A 16,080-nucleotide genomic window follows, 5' to 3' on the forward strand; every position below is an offset into this window, starting at 1 on the left:
GAAATCGGTAGAGATGCAATCCGCATCGGAGGAGTTTTCGTGAATAATATGTTTTCCAAATCCGCCATCTGGGTGGTCGTTGCGCTGCTGTTGTTCATGCTGTTCAAGCAGTTCGACAACCACAGCGTCGCCGGCGGCAGCAAGACCATCGCTTATTCCGAGCTTCTCGATGAGGTGAAGGCGCGTCGCATCAAGGACGTCGTGATTGAGGGCTCCAACATCACCGCGACCCGCAGCGACGACACCAAGGTCCGCGCCACCGCGACCATCCTCGACCGCGGCCTGATCGGCGACCTGCGCGAAAACGGCGTGCGCTTCGACGTGAAGCCGCCGGAGGAGCCTTCGTTCCTGCAGCAGGTGTTCATCTCCTGGTTCCCGATGCTGCTCCTGATCGGCGTCTGGGTCTTCTTCATGCGCCAGATGCAGGGCGGCGGCAAGGGCGGCGCGTTCTCCTTCGGCAAGTCGAAGGCGCGCATGCTCGATGAAACCAACAACACCGTCACCTTCGCCGACGTCGCCGGTTGCGACGAAGCGAAAGAAGAAGTGTCGGAAATCGTCGACTTCCTGAAAGACCCGACCAAGTTCCAGAAGCTGGGCGGCCGTATTCCGCGCGGCGTGCTGATGGTCGGTCCGCCGGGTACCGGCAAGACCCTGCTGGCGCGCGCCATTGCCGGCGAAGCCAAGGTGCCGTTCTTCTCGATCTCCGGTTCGGACTTCGTCGAGATGTTCGTCGGCGTCGGTGCGTCGCGTGTTCGCGACATGTTCGAGAACGCCAAGAAGCATTCGCCCTGCATCATCTTCATCGACGAGATCGACGCCGTCGGCCGCCATCGCGGCGCCGGCATGGGCGGCGGCAACGACGAACGTGAACAGACCCTGAACCAGCTGCTGGTCGAGATGGACGGTTTCGAAGCCTCCTCGGGCGTCATCGTGATCGCCGCGACCAACCGCGCCGACGTGCTGGATAAAGCGCTGCTGCGTCCGGGCCGTTTCGACCGCCAGGTGATGGTGGGCCTGCCGGACATCCGTGGCCGCGAGCAGATCCTGAACGTGCACATGCGCAAGGTGCCGATCGGTACCGACGTCAAGGCCGACATCCTGGCGCGCGGCACCCCGGGCTTCTCGGGCGCCGACCTGGCCAACCTGGTCAACGAGGCAGCGCTGTTCGCGGCACGCCGCAGCAAGCGCCTGGTCGAGATGATCGACTTCGAAGACGCCAAGGACAAGATCTACATGGGCCCGGAGCGCAAGTCGATGGTCATGCGCGAGGAAGAGCGCCGCAACACGGCCTACCACGAGTCGGGCCACGCGGTGGTCGCCAAGCTGCTGCCGAAAGCCGACCCGGTGCACAAGGTCACGATCATGCCGCGCGGCTATGCCCTCGGCCTGACCTGGCAGCTGCCTGAGCACGACAACCTGTCGGGCTACAAGGACAAGATGCTCGAAGAAATCTCGATCCTGTTCGGCGGCCGTATCGCCGAAGAGATCTTCGTCGGCCAGATGTCCACCGGCGCCTCGAACGACTTCGCCCGCGCCACCAAGCTGGCCCGCTCGATGGTGACCCGCTTCGGCATGTCCGAGAGCATGGGCGTGATGGTCTACGAAGACAGCGAAAACGAAGGCTTCTTCGGCGGCGCTACCAAGACCATCTCGGAAGCGACGCAGCAGAAGGTCGACGCCGAGATCCGCAACATCCTCGACACGCAGTACGCCCTGGCGCGCCGCCTGTTGGAAGAAAACCGCGACAAGGTCGAGATGATGACCAAGGCGCTGCTCGACTGGGAAACCATCGACGCCGAGCAGATCAACGACATCATGGCTGGCCGCGAACCGCGCCAGCCGAAGGCCGGCCTGCTGACCAAGCGTAACCCGCCGAGCGACAGCGGTGGTGGTGTGGCGCCGAACGCCACCGCACCGGCTTGATGTGATCGCCTAGGTTTCCCCAAGCAAAAGGCATCCGCTGGATGCCTTTTGTACGTTAACGCTTCCCCCTTTCTCACCATGTCCAAGAATTTGCAATGTGGCCAGTACAGCTTCGCGCTGGGAGGCCCGGATGCCGTCCGTCCGGTCGTGATGGGCATCCTCAACGTCACTCCCGATTCCTTCTCCGACGGCGGCCGTTACCAGGGCCTGGAGTTTGCGCTGTCGCATGCCGAGGAAATGATCCGCGATGGCGCCACCATGATCGATATCGGCGGCGAATCGACCCGTCCGGGCTCGCCGAGCGTGCCGGTGGCCGAAGAACTGGCGCGCGTGCTGCCGACCCTGTATGCGCTGCGCAGCCTCGACTGCGCGCTGTCGGTGGATACCTGCAAGCCGGAAGTCATGGCTGAGGCGATCATCGCCGGCGCCGACATGATCAACGACATCAACGGCTTCCGGGCGCCGGGCGCCATCGAGGCGGTGCGCGACAGCGACTGCGGGCTGTGCGTGATGCACATGCAGGCCACGCCGCAAACCATGCAGCAGGCCCCGGCATACCATGACGTCGTGCGCGAGGTGATCGATTTCCTCCGGGAGCGCGTGGACACCCTGGAGCGCGCCGGCATCGCCCGGGAACGCATCTGCATCGATCCGGGCTTCGGCTTCGGCAAGACCGTCGAGCACAACTACGCGCTGCTGCGCCAGCTGGGCCGCATCCGTGACGAGCTCGGCCTGCCGGTGCTGGCCGGGCTGTCGCGCAAGTCCATGGTAGGGGCCATCACGGGCCGGCCGGTGGAAGAGCGCATGGCGGGCAGCGTCGGCGGGGCATTGGCTGCGGTAGCGCATGGCGCTAAAATTGTGCGTGTGCATGATGTAGCAGAGACGGTTGATGCCTTAAAGGTATGGCTCGCCGGAACTTAAGATTAAAACGCTAAGGTTAAAACCTGGAAAGAGTAAAAGAATGGCACGGAAATATTTCGGCACGGACGGTGTTCGCGGCCTCGTGGGGGTCGCGCCGATTACCCCCGAATTCGTCATGCGCCTCGGCTACGCTGCCGGCACGGTGCTGGCCAAGGGCGGAAAGTCGACCAGCGGCCGTCCGGTCGTCCTGATCGGCAAGGACACCCGTATTTCCGGCTATATGCTGGAAGCTGCGCTGGAAGCGGGCTTCTCGGCGGCGGGCGTGGACGTGATGCTGGCCGGCCCGATGCCGACCCCGGCCATCGCCTACCTGACCCGTGCGCTGCGCCTGCAGGCCGGCGTCGTGATCTCGGCGTCGCACAATCCTTTCCAGGACAACGGCATCAAGTTCTTCTCGCAGCACGGCACCAAGCTGCCGGACGCGGTGGAACTGGAAATCGAAGACGCGATCGACCAGCCGATGGGCTGCGTGCCTTCGGACAAGCTGGGCCGCGCCACCCGCCTGCGCGACGCCCAGGGCCGCTACATCGAGTTCTGCAAGAGCACCTTCCCGAACGAGCTGGACCTGCGCGGCCTCAAGATCGTGGTCGACAGCGCCAACGGCGCGGCCTACAACATCGCCCCGCACGTGTTCCACGAACTGGGCGCCGAAGTCGTGTCGATCGGTGCGACGCCTGACGGCTTCAACATCAACGCCGGCGTCGGCGCCACCGCGCCGAAAGCGCTGTCCGAAGCGGTGGTGAGCAACAAGGCCGACCTCGGCATCGCGCTGGACGGCGATGCCGACCGCCTGATCATGGTCGACGCCACCGGCCGCGTCTACAACGGCGACGAGCTGCTGTACCTGATGGTGCGCGACCGCATGTCGACCGGTCCGGTGGCGGGCGCCGTCGGCACCCTGATGACCAACATGGCGCTGGAAGTGGCGTTCAAGCAGATGGGCGTCGGCTTCGCGCGCGCCAAGGTCGGCGACCGCTACGTGCTGGAAGTGATGCAGGAGCGCGGCTGGCTGTTCGGCGGCGAAAGCTCGGGCCACCTGCTGGCGCTGGACAAGCACACCACCGGCGACGGTATCGTGTCGGCACTGCAGGTGCTGTCGGCGCTCAAGCGCAGCGGCAAGTCGCTGGCCGAATGCTGCAGCGAACTCAAGCTCTATCCCCAGACCCTGATCAACAAGAAGGTCGCACCGGGCTTCGACTGGACCAAGGACGGGGCGCTGGTGGCCGAGAAGGAAGCGGTCGAACGCGAACTGGGCGAGAGCGGCCGCGTGCTGATCCGCGCCTCGGGCACCGAACCCTTGATCCGTGTCATGGTCGAGGCGAAGGAAGCCGACCTGGCTGAAAACATGGCGCGCCGTATCGCCGACAAGCTGGCCGCCTGAGCCCGTACCCCCGCACGGGGCAGCGCAATTTGACGTGCCCTCGTTGCGGGAGTATCATCAGGCCCACATCGGAGTGTAGCGCAGCCCGGTAGCGCACCTGGTTTGGGACCAGGGGGTCCAAGGTTCGAATCCTTGTACTCCGACCAAAGCTTCCTCCGCGGGCTGTCGTTCGACAGCCCGTTTCATTTCCGGCAGCTTGCGCGTGCCGTCTGAACTGCCCATAGCTCAGTTGGATAGAGCATCAGCCTTCTAAGCTGAGGGTCGCTGGTTCGAACCCAGCTGGGCAGGCCATCGGTCGCGTGACTACTTTTTTTCGGATCGCATGCTTTTCCTGACTGTTCCCTATGCCGAGAAGGATGAAGCGAAGGCGCTCGGCGCCCGCTGGAATCCCACCAAACGCCGCTGGTATGTCCCGGACGGCGTCGCCACCGCCGCCTTCGCCAAATGGGCCGGGCAGGGCGCCGACAGCCCACCTGGCGGCGCACCCACAGGCCGCGTCGACAGCTACCAGGGCAAGACCGTGACCGGCGCCAACTACGTCGCGCTCGAGCACGACTGCAATCCCTTCGAAGCCTGTCCGCAGTGCACGGCGGCCTTGCTCGGCACCGAGTGGCAGAAGGCGCGCCAGCACCTGGCCGGCCTGGTCGCCAAGCTTTAAGGACCTATCCCAGCAGGGAATGAGTCGCTTGCGGCGCGCCTGGCAAGCGAACGCCGTCCGCAGCGCTGCCGTGTTAACGTTCCGGCAGCAGCGCATGCCGTCCCGGGGTGCGCGCTTCCGGAGACCGACCATGCCGTTCGCTCGACTGTTCCAGCACCCACTTTTCTGCGCCCGCCTGTCGATCCTGCTGGCCGCGCTGTGCGCCATGGTGCCGGCGGCCCACGCCGACGCGACCGCCACGCCGGCCCAGGGCGAGACCTTCCGGCTGCAGCTGGCGGCGGACGGCGCCCCGGCGCCGGAAGCGGCGGATGCGAATACGGGTACCGTGCAATTCATCGGCACGGCCACGGTCATCATCCGCTACCAAGGCTTCACGATCCTCACCGATCCCAACTTCCTGCACAAGGGCGACCACGTCCACCTCGGCTATGGGCTCACCTCGGAACGCAAGACCAACCCGGCCATCCGCTTCGAAGAACTGCCGCCGATCGACCTGGTCGTGCTGTCGCATTTCCATGGCGACCATTTCGACCAGCTGGTGCAGGAAAAGCTCAACCGCGCCACGCCCATCGTCACCACCAAGGAGGGCGGCGAGCGGCTCAAGCGCCTGGGATTCACGCGCGTCTATGGCCTGAGCAGCTGGGACCGGCTCGAGGTCGGCAAGGGCGCCTCGCGCGTGCGCGTGACCGCCACGCCCGGACGCCATGGCCCGGCCGGCGTGGCGGTGCTGCTGCCCAAGGTGATGGGTTCGGTGCTCGATTTCGGCGCGGATCCCGCCGTACCCGACTACCGCATGTACATCAGCGGCGACACCCTGGTCTACGACGACATCCGCGCCATCCCGCAGCGCTTCCCGAACATCGACCTGGCCTTGCTGCACCTGGGCGGCACCCGCATCCTCGGTGTCGTGAAAGTCACGATGGACGGCAAGGACGGCGTGCGCATGATGCAGGTAGTGCGCCCGAAGAAGACCGTGCCGATCCATTACAACGACTACGACGTGTTCAAGTCGCCGCTCGAGGACTTCGCGCGCGAAGTCAAGGCGGCCGGCCTGGAGAAGGACGTCATCTACCTCGTCCACGGCGAAACCTACACCTTCAGCCGGGTACAGCGCTAGCAGGGCCGGCCGCTCGGGCCCGACCTGCTTCAATCGTGCGCGCTCGCCTTGCTGCTGAGTAAACGCTATGATGCCAGCCTGACAATAATCGCTTCCCGGCCACGGCATGCATCGAGCGCAAGACTCCAGCCCGAACGACCCCCTTGCGCAGCGCGACCGGCGGCTGGTCGCCGGCATCGCAGTCTCGGCGCTGCTGCATGGCCTGCTGTTGTCGCTGCAGTTCGGCGTCCCCGGCTTCGATGCCGGTCCAGGCGGGCCGATCCAGGTCACGCTGGCGCCTGCGCCGCCCCCATCCGCGAGTTTACCGGAGACGCCCCCTGCGCCGCTGCCGGAACCCGGCGCCGCGCCCCCACTGCCGCTGCCTGCGCCGCCCGCTGTCGTCGCGCCGCCTGCCGGCGGACTGCGGCTGGTCGATCCGCGCCCGCAGCCGGCCCCGCCCCTGATCACCTCGACGCAGGATGACGCCAGTTTCGCGGTGGCGCCGCCGCCATTGCTGGACATCGAACCGGACCTGCAAGCGGGTGTGCCTGATGGCGAGCCAGACGCGAAGCCGGAGCCGGACGAGACGGCGATCGCGGCGCGTCTGGAGGAGGAGGCCAGGCAGGAAGCCGAGCGCCAACGCCAGGCAGAGGCCGAGGCGGCCCGTCTTGCCGACGCCGAGGAGCAGCGGCGCCTTGATGCCGAGGCCGAACGCTCCCTGCGCGAAGAGCAGGAACGGCTTGCGGCGCAAGCGGCGGAACAGGAGCGGCTCGCAGCCCAGCGTGAGGCCGCGCAGGCGCAGGAACAACGCCGGGCCGAGCAGCAACTGGCCGAGCAGCAGCTGGCCGAGCGCCGCCAGGCCGAGCAGCGCGCCGTCGAACAGCGGCAGGCCGAACAACTGGCAGCCGTACAGCGCCGGGCGGAGCAACTGGCTGCCGAGCAGCTCGCGGCCGAACGGACGCGGATCGCGCGCCAGCAACTGGAGGAGCGCCAGCGTGCCGAAGCCGAGCAGCAGCGCCTGGCACAGCTGCGCGAACGCGACGCGGCATTGGCCAGGCAGGCCGAGCAGCAGCGCGCGGCCGAACGGCTTGCCGCCGAGCGCCTCGCGGCGGAACAGCTGGCGCGCCGCCAGGCCGAGGCAGCCGAGCGCCAGCGCGCCGAGGAACTGGCGCAGCGCCAGGCCGCCGAGGATGCCGCGCGGCGGCTGGCCGAGGAGCGCGCCCGGGCCGACCGGCTGGCGCGCGAGCGCGCCGAGGAAGCGGGACGTCGGATCGCGGCCGAGCGCCAGCAGGGATTGCCCGGGCCGGGCAGCGGCAGCCCCGGCCCGGGCGGCCCGGGAAGCGGGCGAGGGGATGGGGCTTTGCCGGCGGGCAGCGTTCCGGGCAGCGCCATGGCCACCCGCGCGCGCGAACTGCTGCGCGGCCTGAACATCCCGAACGTGGCGCCGCCGCCGGCGCGGCCGGAGGACGCCCCCGTCGCGCGCCGGGTGCTGGCCGACGGCGCCGAACGCGACGTGCCGCTGCGCCTGTATGTCGACAGCGTACGCCAGAAGCTGGAACGTACCGCGGTCCTCGGCGGCGCCCGGTTCTCGCAGCGCGAGGTCCGGATCGACCCCCTGGTCAGCCTGACGCTGCGCAGCGACGGCAGCGTCGACGACGTGACCATCGTGCGCTCGAGCGGCCGCGCCGACATGGACGATGCGGTACGCCGCTTCGTCCAGCTCAATGCGCGTTACGCCGCCTTCCCGCCGAACGTCGCGGCGCGCTTCGACATCATCGAAATCCGCCGCGTGTGGCGCTTTGCCGACGGCCTGAAGTTACTGGAGGAAATTCGCTGAGCCTTTGCGCAGCCGCTGTTTGATCAGCTACAAAGCCAAGCCTGATGGACACCGTACGCTGGACTGGACCGTTCAAGTATGACGTCTATTTTTGATAGGCAACAATCATGGCTGCGATTTGTTCAGTTGCAATATCGGGTTACCGGCACCTTGTGCTGGTACTGAGCTTGTTCATTCTCCTGCCGGGTTGCACTACCGGCATCCAGTTCGCCGGCAGCGGCAAGGACGGCGGCAGCGATGCGCCGCCCACCGAGATCATCACCGAGCAGCTGATCGAGAGCGAACGGCGCGCGCTGGCCGAGCTGTCCCGGCAAGACCTCTCGCCGCTCATCGTGGCCGACCCTGCGCCGTACACCATCGGCCAGGGCGACGTGCTGTCGATCGTCGTGTGGGACCATCCCGAGCTCGCCGGCAGCGGCATGACCGCCGCCACCGCCGCCCTCGACAGCGGCACGGCGTCACCCAGCGCGGTCCAGCCCGGGTTTGCGGTCGATCACATGGGACGCATCCAGTTTCCGCTGATCGGCCTGCTGCACGTCGAAGGCCAGACCGAGGAGCAGGCCAGGGCGCTGCTGACCAAGAAGCTGGCACGCTACATCGCCCAGCCCAGCCTCACCCTGCGCGTGCAGTCCTACCGCAGCAAGCGGGTCTACATCGACGGCGAGGTCAAGGCCCCCGGCCTGCAGGCCATCAACGACATCCCCATGACCCTGGTCGAGGCGCTGAACCGCGCCGGCGGCATGCTGCCCAGCGCCGACCAGAGCCGCATCATGATCGAACGCGGACCCAGCCGCTACATGATCAACCTGCGCGACCTGGTGCAGAAAGGCGTCAACCCCGGCGCCGTGCTGCTCAGGCATGGCGACGTGGTGCGCGTCCATTCGCGTGACGAAAGCAAGGTCTTCGTCTCTGGCGAGGTCGTCCAGCCGCGCGCGCTCACCATGCACAACGGCCGCCTGACCCTGAACGAGGCGCTCGGCGAGAGCGGCGGCGTCAGCCCCCTGAGCGGCGATGCGCGCCAGATCTACGTGGTGCGCAAGACGCCCGAGCGAACCCGCGTGTTCCAGCTCGACGCGCGCGTGAGCGGCGCGCTGGCGATGGCCGAATCCTTCGAGCTGCGGCCGAAGGACGTCGTCTACGTCGCCGCATCGCCGCTGGCGAACTGGAACCGTCACCTGAGCCTGTTGTTCCCGGGCGCGCTGACCAACGCGGTCGGCGTGACGACCCGTCCCTGAACATGCGATCCCGAGCAAGGCCGCTACCATGAGCAATCCTGCCGACGCCCACCCGCTGACCCACATCTCGCACAGCCCGCCCGTGCTGTCGGTGCCCTTCGACCCGCGGCCGCCCGAGCCCCTGCCGGAAGAGTCTACGGTCGACCTGAAGGGCTATTTCAACACGCTGTAGCCGAGGCCGACAATACCGATGACGGCGGTGCGGTCCTGCAGCTTGGCCAGCAGCTGCTCCAGGTGAGGGGAGGTGTTCTCGTCGCGCATGTGTTTCCTCGTCGGTGACAGTGGGGGGTACGGGTTCAGATCCGGAACGGCACGAACTTCTTGATCAGGCTCGGCGCCTGGGTATCGGCCACCAGGGGCGGCGCCGTCACCGGCGAGGTGGGCACGTATTCGGCGACGATGGCCTTGACCATCGATTCGATCGTGCCGCGCTCGTGGGTCTCGCAGGCCATCATCAGGCAGGTGATGCAGGTTTCCAGCACGCTGGGGCGCAGCGCGCTTTCCTTCATGCGCATGATGCGCGGGTGCTCGCTCGGGAAGACGGTGCCCTCGGTCAGCAGTTCCTCGTGCAGCTTTTCGCCGGGGAACAGGCCGACGAACTGGACCTCGATGTCGCCGCGCGGGTTCTGCGGCGACCGTTCGGTGAGCCCGGACATGGCGATCATGGTGCGGGCCAGGTCGACGATCTTGACCGGCTCGCCCATGTCGAGCACGAATACGTCGCCGCCCTTGGCCATGGCGCCGGCCTGGATCACCAGCTGGGCCGCCTCGGCGATCAGCATGAAGTAGCGCGACACCTCGGGGTGGGTAATGGTCAGCGGGCCGCCGCGGGCGATCTGGCGCTGGAACAGGGGAATGACCGAGCCGGACGAGCCGAGCACGTTGCCGAAGCGGACCATGCAGAAGGTCGTGTGGGCGCCGTGGCGCACCGCCGCCGCCTGGAAGATCAGTTCGGCGATGCGCTTGCTGGCGCCCATGATGTTGGTCGGGCGCACCGCCTTGTCGCTCGAGATCAGCACGCAGGTCTCGACCTTGTGCTGGGCCGCGGCGCTGGCCACGACCTGGGCGCCGATCACGTTGTTGCGCAGTCCTTCGACGATATTGGCCTCGACCAGGGGCACGTGCTTGTAGGCGGCGGCGTGGTAGATGGTGTTGACCTTGCCGTCGCGCAGGACGCGCTCGACCAGTTCGCTGTTGCAGACCGAACCCAGGTGGGCGTGGATGGCCAGCCCCGGGAAGCGCGCGGCCAGCTCCTGGCGGATGGTGTAGAGCGCGTACTCGGAGTGGTCGAGCAGGTGCAGCTCAAGCGGGGTCAGCGTGACGATCTGGCGGCACAGCTCGCTGCCGATCGACCCGCCGGCGCCGGTGACGAGCACGCTCTTGCCGCGGACGCAGCGGGCGAACAGGTCGAGCCGCGGCGGCACCGGCGGGCGCCCGAGCAGGTCCTCGAACTTGAGTTCGCGGATCGTGCCGTGCGCCGGCGGCCGGTCGTCGGCCAGGTCGACCAGGCGGCTCAGGATCTTGACCGGCACCCCGGCCTGGCCGAGGCGCTGCATGATGTCGCGCAGGCGCTCCGGCGACACCGAGGGCAGGGCGATCACGATGGTGCGGATGCCCTGCGAAGCCACCAGCTCGGCCAGGCGCGTGGTATTGAACACGCGCAGGCCGGCGATGGTGCGTTCGTTCAGGGCGCGCTTGTCGTCGAAGAAGCAGACCGGGCGGTACTCGTCGCTGTGGCGCATCGCCTGCACCAGGCGCGCACCGGCATCGCCGGCGCCGTAGACGGCCACCGCATCGGACGCGCCGGTGCGCCGCCCGCCGTGGGCGCGCAGCAGGTTGCGCAGGCCAATACGGGAAATGACGACATACGAGAAAACCACGAACCAGTAAATGGCGAGCGCGCTGCGCGGAAAACGCGGCTCGTTCATGATGATTAATGCGACATACACGCACAAAATGGCGAATGCGAGTGCGGCGCCGGTAAAACTCAATAAACGCTGGTCGATAAAGCGGATGACGGCGCGGTATAAATCGGATACCGAAAATGCGGCAATGGTGACCACGGCCACCAGCGCATACGACGCGGGACCGAAATTCTGTGCAAGCTGTAAATCGCCACCCCGTAATATCATCGCAATCAGGAAACAGACCGGCAATGCCAGCAGGTCGCACCCCACCATCAGGGCGATTTTACTGGTGCGGCTCATCGACACCATCCGTACGCAAAGCTGGCTGAAAAGATCGGATCTGAAATTGGACATGGCAATCCGCTGCGGTTAGGAATTAATGAAAGCCTAGAGAAATTCGGGCGCGGCAATGCATAAAACGCGATAATCCGGTCGTTATCCAGAAAGGAAACAAGTAAATGAAAAGAAGTTTTGTAAATTTATTATCAGGCGGCTACTACTAATGGAGTTTGACCTGACTCAACGGCGGCAAGTGAATTAATTCGAAAAGACCTGAAAATGAAAACAGGAAATGAAAATAGGAAATAAATCGCCTATTTCATTTCCATTGATTATTTAATTGATGAGCGGAACTGATGAGCAGGCAGGAGCGTGCAGTGGCCACGCGGATGGCAGCCGGCACCACAACAAGAGGAGGGGAAAGGATGACGCGCCGGCAAGACGGCGCGTCGAAGGGGCGGAAGCGCCGGCCGGGCCGGCAGCGGGCTCAGGCGGCCGGACGGCCCGGGCGTGGTTGCGGCGCCATCGGCGGCACCGTGATCTGCTCGTTCAGGCGCAGGAACTTGAAGCCGGCCAGCACCTGGCCAGGCTTGCCCTCGCGCGCATTGCGGGCCTCGCGCTCGGCGGCGCGGGCGATGAAGGAGTCGAAGGTCTCTTCGCGCACCTGCGGCGCCTGCGAGTGCAGGAAGCGCCGCTCGCCGTTCGGGCCCAGCACCACCAGGCCGACGTGCGAGGCCCAGTATTCGCCGTTGCGGGTCGAGATCACGTTCACGAAGTCGCCTTCCTGCAGCTGGGCGGCGATCGCCGCCACGCCTTCCTTGGGCACGTAGGCCTGGCGGCTGCTCTCGACCGGGATGTCGCGCACCGTGTTGTGGCGGGTGCGCAGGAAGCGCGCGCGGTCCACCGTCATCGCATACGAAGGGCCGCCTGGCCCGGCCAGCTCGGCGCTGACGTCGGTCACCAGCCAGCGGTTGGCCACGTTCCAGTCCATCTCGGTGTAGTGGTTGCGGGTGGCCACGCCGATCACGCCGTCGCGGTAGCGGATCCGCTGCAGCATCCAGAAGAACTCTTCCCACGACTGCGACAGGGCCATCGCGTAGGTGTGTTCGGCGAAGACCACGCAGTCGCTTTCCTTCAGGCTGAACAGCGGCAGGTCGTCGTGTACTTCATACGGAAACTCGCCCAGCAGGTGCAGCGAATACGGCTGGCCGAGGTTCTTGCGCCCGATCGCGGCGATCCGCTTGCGCAAGTCGGGTTCGGCCGTGTGGACGTGGGCGATATAGCGGCCGGCTTCCTGCGGCGTCATCTGGTAGATCTGCTTCTGCAGCACGGCGGCCAGCGGCAGCTCGGCTGCGGGCGTGCCCGGCTTGACGGAAGACTGTGGCGTCGGAGGGGCGCTGGCGCAGCCGGCGAGGGCGGCGCCGGCAAGCAGCAGGCTGCTGAGGCGGATGGCAATAGGCATTTGCAAAAAAGAGACACTCAAGACGATGAAGGTGCAGCCACGCTACTCCTGCGCCCGCGTAAAAGGGAATGAAATTTTGTTCATTCGCTATAACTTAGGCAATGCTTGAATATGTACATTCCTAGAAGTTATATAAAGGCGAACACAAGTGATTATTCAGCAAGCTTGACATCATCAATACTCCCGACCATGGCAGAAAGGTGCCTACCAGTTGCATACCAATAGCTATAATCTCAGGAGAGACGTCATGTTCAAGCAGAAGCCGCTCGCAGCGGCCGTATCGTTAGCCGTTTGGAGCCTGGCCGCCGCGTCCGCCGTCGCGCAAGACGCACCGTCGGTCCCAATCCAGACCGTCGAAGTGACCGGTATCCGTGCCTCCATGGCACAGTCGCTGGCGGTCAAGAAAAATGCCAGCGCCAACGTCGAGGTGATTACCGCCGAAGACGTCGGCAAGATGCCGGACCGTAACCTGGCGGATTCGCTGCAGCGCCTGTCGGGCGTGGCGGTACGTACCGACTACGACGAGGCCGAGAAGGTCGCGATGCGCGGCACCAATCCTGATCACACACTGATCTTGTTCAACGGCCACACGGTTTCCGGCGGCGACTGGTACTTCGGTGACCAGCTCTCGAGCAGCCGTTCGACCAGCCTGTCGCTGATGCCATCCTCGGTCCTGAACCAGGCGGTCGTGTACAAGACTTCCGAGGCCAAGCTGGTCGACGGCGGCATGGCCGGCACCATCAACGTCAGCACCCGCAAGCCGCTGCAGCAGAAGGAGCGCCTGAGCGGCATCGTCAACCTGGGCGCCGTGTATGCGGACCTGCCGGGCAAGGCCGCGCATGATACCAATGCCTCGCTCAACTGGAAAAACGAATCGAACACCTTCGGCTTCATCGTCCAGGGATTCGCCCAGAAACGCCACGTGCGCCGGGACTCGGCTTCGCGCTTCGCCTATGTCGGCGGCAGCGGCTGGGACGTGATCGACACCAAGACCATGCTGGGCATCACCGACGAATCGCTGGCCGGCACCGGCTACAAGGCGTCGGACCTGAACGGCGTGCGCCTGCCGGGCTCGATGAGCACGGAATATGTCGAAAGCGTGCGTGACCGCAAGGGCGGCATGTTCTCGATGCAGTTCAAGCCGAACCAGGACCTGGACATGACCCTGACCGGCTTCCATTCGGAGATGAAGGCGAATAACTTCGGTCGCCTGAACGCCGGCGCGATGTTCAGCATGCTGAAGGGCCTGGGCGGCGCGCAGGGCGCCGCCACGCCGACCAGTTCGGGGCCGAACGGCCAGCGCGTGTACGCCCAGATCAAGAACCCGATCATCACCACCGAGCGCACCATCTACGGCCATGAGCTGAAGGTGCTGAAGGCAGCCGACATCGTCTACCCGGCCGGCACCACCCCGCAGTACATCGGCGAGACCGAGGGCGCGTACCGCGACGGCGCGCGCGCCACCAGCGCCTTCCTCGACCTGGACGTCAAGTACCGCGTCACCCCGGACCTGACCGTCAAGGCGCTGCTGTCGTCCACCAAGGGCGTCGGCGAGACCGCGCTCGACCAGGGCCTGACCTATACCCGCTACGGCACCGGCGTGTCCTACAAACTGGGCAGCCTGTACGACGCCCCCTTCGTCAAGTATTACGGCACCGGCCCGAACGTCCCGGGCCTGAACCCGGACGGCAGCGGCTACGTGCTGACCGGCCGCAACGCTTCCGGCGTCACCACCAACGACCGCGAAAACAGCCTCAACCTGGACGCTGAGTACCGCACCGACCTGGGCGCACTGCGCTCGGTCGATTTCGGCGTGCGCCATGCCGACCACCGCCGCGACAGCGCGCGCCGCTTCCCGCAGCTGCGCACCGGCAACCTGAACGACAACGCACCGACCGGCGCCTTCAATTTCCAGCCGATTCCGGCCGACTTCGGCAGCGGCCTGGACGGCCCGGCCGGTTGGGACAATACCAGCTGGACCCTGACCCCGGAAGCACTCAAGGCCTACTTCGCAGCCAACTACAAGCCGACCACCGCAGAGTGGGAGCGTCGCGTCTCGACCGAACTCGACATGCGCGAACGCCAGAGCGCGGCCTACATCCAGGGTAACCTGGAAGCGGAACGCTGGTCGGGCAACTTCGGCCTGCGCTTCGTGCGCACCCAGGTCAATGCGATGATCCCGGTCCCGCTGCCGGTCGGTACCTGCGCGCGCACCGAGCCGGGCAAGCCGGCCACCACCTGCGCCGCCGTGCCGGGCGCGATCACTACCGCCAGCGACGGCGTCCAGTACTACGACGGCGTGCCGTTCAATCCGCTGGCCGGTGTGATGTACTACAAGAAGGAGCGTGAAACCACCTTCAACAACCTGCTGCCGAGCCTGAACCTGCGCTACGAGCTGAGCAAGGACCAGATCCTGCGCTTCGGCGCCAGCAAGACCATCTCGCGCCAGAACTACAACATCCTGGGCGCCGGCTACGGCTCGCCGGCATGTACCGACGGCGTGTGCCAGGTCACCGGCCCGAATCCGGAAATGGAACCGCTGATCGCCAAGAACCTGGACGTGTCCTGGGCCTGGTACTTCGCGCGCCGCTCGATGGTGGGCGTGAACCTGTACTACTCGGACATCAATGGCTATCCGAAGACTGGTACCGCCGGCAAGACCACGGTCGAGCTGCTCGATCCGCGTGATTCGCAGATCAAGACCTTCGCCGTGAACACCGCTTCGCAGCAGGGCGCGCGCATCGCCGGTATCGAGCTGATGTACGAGCAGCCGTTCGGCAACACCGGCTTCGGCTTCACCTCGAACGTCAGCAAGGCCAAGACCAAGGTCGACGACGGCCGTCCGATGGTCGGCGCGTCGGAATATTCCGCCAACCTGGGCACCTACTACGAGGACGACAAGCTGTCGGCACGCTTGGTGGCCAACTACCGCAGCGAGTACGTGAATACGTCGACCGCTCCGGCGCCGACCGCCAACAGCCAGGGCCTGTCGACCGTCAACGGCATCCTGATGCCGGTGGCGCCGACCTTCGCCGCACCGGTGACCACGCTGGCCTTCAACGCCAGCTACAACCTGACGCCGAACCTGGTGCTCTCGTTCGATGCGACCAACCTGACCAACGTCAAGCGTGCCTACTATCGCTACAGCGAGGACGAGCAGCAGAAGCTGGACGTGGGCGGCCGTCAATACTACGTGAACCTGAAATACAAGTTCTAAGCTTCGCGTAGATCCGACCAAAGGGGAGCTCCGGCTCTAATGCCGTTCAGTTAAGACTGAACGGCATTTTTATTTTGTCGTTGTAAACGCGCGGCAACGCTGTTAACCTTCGTCGCCATGTTCGACGACACTCTACATTTCCTGGCGAATCACCTCGAGGCTCC

Annotated in this window: 12 protein-coding genes and 2 tRNA genes; 12 read left to right on the forward strand and 2 right to left on the reverse strand. The window is 65.7% G+C overall.

Features of this window, described 5'->3' with window-relative positions:
- The first annotated feature begins 39 nt into the window (after positions 1-39).
- From ftsH to FG94_RS27960, 10 genes are all read left to right on the forward strand, one after another.
- On the forward strand, positions 40-1,923 hold the full coding sequence (ftsH, locus tag FG94_RS19360; RefSeq protein ID WP_036215042.1) for an ATP-dependent zinc metalloprotease FtsH: 1,884 nt from the start codon (positions 40-42) through the stop codon (positions 1,921-1,923).
- 78 nt (positions 1,924-2,001) lie between these two features.
- Complete coding sequence (gene folP, locus FG94_RS19365) at positions 2,002-2,844, forward strand: dihydropteroate synthase (RefSeq protein WP_036215044.1); 843 nt, start codon at positions 2,002-2,004, stop codon at positions 2,842-2,844.
- A 40-nt stretch (positions 2,845-2,884) separates the two neighbouring features.
- On the forward strand, positions 2,885-4,225 hold the full coding sequence (gene glmM, locus FG94_RS19370; RefSeq protein ID WP_036215046.1) for a phosphoglucosamine mutase: 1,341 nt from the start codon (positions 2,885-2,887) through the stop codon (positions 4,223-4,225).
- A gap of 69 nt (positions 4,226-4,294) precedes the next feature.
- Positions 4,295-4,371, forward strand: a tRNA-Pro gene (locus FG94_RS19375).
- Between the two features lie 68 nt (positions 4,372-4,439).
- Positions 4,440-4,516, forward strand: a tRNA-Arg gene (locus tag FG94_RS19380).
- 31 nt (positions 4,517-4,547) lie between these two features.
- The gene (locus tag FG94_RS19385; RefSeq protein ID WP_036215049.1) at positions 4,548-4,883 is read left to right on the forward strand and encodes a DUF5710 domain-containing protein; all 336 of its coding nucleotides are present in this window, start codon (positions 4,548-4,550) and stop codon (positions 4,881-4,883) included.
- Positions 4,884-5,013: 130 nt separating this feature from the next.
- Positions 5,014-6,000 (forward strand): MBL fold metallo-hydrolase, encoded by a 987-nt coding sequence (locus FG94_RS19390; RefSeq protein WP_081926088.1) that lies wholly within the window; start codon positions 5,014-5,016, stop codon positions 5,998-6,000.
- A gap of 106 nt (positions 6,001-6,106) precedes the next feature.
- Entirely contained in the window at positions 6,107-7,816 is a 1,710-nt protein-coding gene (locus FG94_RS19395; RefSeq protein WP_036215051.1) for a TonB family protein, read from the forward strand.
- 167 nt (positions 7,817-7,983) lie between these two features.
- The gene (locus FG94_RS19400; RefSeq protein ID WP_229445997.1) at positions 7,984-9,051 is read left to right on the forward strand and encodes a polysaccharide biosynthesis/export family protein; all 1,068 of its coding nucleotides are present in this window, start codon (positions 7,984-7,986) and stop codon (positions 9,049-9,051) included.
- A 28-nt stretch (positions 9,052-9,079) separates the two neighbouring features.
- Entirely contained in the window at positions 9,080-9,223 is a 144-nt protein-coding gene (locus FG94_RS27960; protein WP_200880003.1) for a hypothetical protein, read from the forward strand.
- Between the two features lie 124 nt (positions 9,224-9,347).
- Here the strand turns inward: FG94_RS27960 and FG94_RS19405 are convergent, their stop codons facing one another.
- Positions 9,348-10,979, reverse strand: a complete 1,632-nt coding sequence (locus tag FG94_RS19405; protein ID WP_349681038.1) for a nucleoside-diphosphate sugar epimerase/dehydratase — start codon at positions 10,977-10,979, stop codon at positions 9,348-9,350.
- Between FG94_RS19405 and FG94_RS28655 the strand changes: the two genes are divergently transcribed.
- Entirely contained in the window at positions 10,942-11,331 is a 390-nt protein-coding gene (locus tag FG94_RS28655) for a hypothetical protein (RefSeq protein WP_373965426.1), read from the forward strand. The two genes, FG94_RS19405 and FG94_RS28655, sit on opposite strands and share 38 nt — an antisense overlap.
- Before the next feature lie 393 nt (positions 11,332-11,724).
- On the opposite strand, the gene FG94_RS19410 is transcribed toward FG94_RS28655, so the two are convergent.
- Entirely contained in the window at positions 11,725-12,699 is a 975-nt protein-coding gene (locus FG94_RS19410; RefSeq protein ID WP_200880005.1) for an N-acetylmuramoyl-L-alanine amidase-like domain-containing protein, read from the reverse strand.
- A 247-nt stretch (positions 12,700-12,946) separates the two neighbouring features.
- Here FG94_RS19410 and FG94_RS19415 point away from each other — a divergent pair, with 247 nt between their 5' ends.
- The gene (locus FG94_RS19415) at positions 12,947-15,916 is read left to right on the forward strand and encodes a TonB-dependent receptor (RefSeq protein WP_036215060.1); all 2,970 of its coding nucleotides are present in this window, start codon (positions 12,947-12,949) and stop codon (positions 15,914-15,916) included.
- Positions 15,917-16,080 lie beyond the last annotated feature (164 nt).

The organism is Massilia sp. LC238 (assembly GCF_000735635.1).
GTDB lineage: Bacteria > Pseudomonadota > Gammaproteobacteria > Burkholderiales > Burkholderiaceae_D > Telluria > Telluria varians.

Coding starts and splice junctions, on each gene's coding strand:
- folP (WP_036215044.1), top strand. CDS start 2,002: ATGTCCAAGAATTTGCAATGTGGCCAGTACAGCTTCGCGCTGGGAGGC.
- glmM (WP_036215046.1), top strand. CDS start 2,885: ATGGCACGGAAATATTTCGGCACGGACGGTGTTCGCGGCCTCGTGGGG.
- FG94_RS19385 (WP_036215049.1), top strand. CDS start 4,548: ATGCTTTTCCTGACTGTTCCCTATGCCGAGAAGGATGAAGCGAAGGCG.
- FG94_RS19390 (WP_081926088.1), top strand. CDS start 5,014: ATGCCGTTCGCTCGACTGTTCCAGCACCCACTTTTCTGCGCCCGCCTG.
- FG94_RS19395 (WP_036215051.1), top strand. CDS start 6,107: ATGCATCGAGCGCAAGACTCCAGCCCGAACGACCCCCTTGCGCAGCGC.
- FG94_RS27960 (WP_200880003.1), top strand. CDS start 9,080: ATGAGCAATCCTGCCGACGCCCACCCGCTGACCCACATCTCGCACAGC.
- FG94_RS28655 (WP_373965426.1), top strand. CDS start 10,942: ATGGCGAGCGCGCTGCGCGGAAAACGCGGCTCGTTCATGATGATTAAT.
- FG94_RS19405 (WP_349681038.1), bottom strand. CDS start 10,979: ATGAACGAGCCGCGTTTTCCGCGCAGCGCGCTCGCCATTTACTGGTTC.
- FG94_RS19410 (WP_200880005.1), bottom strand. CDS start 12,699: ATGCCTATTGCCATCCGCCTCAGCAGCCTGCTGCTTGCCGGCGCCGCC.
- FG94_RS19415 (WP_036215060.1), top strand. CDS start 12,947: ATGTTCAAGCAGAAGCCGCTCGCAGCGGCCGTATCGTTAGCCGTTTGG.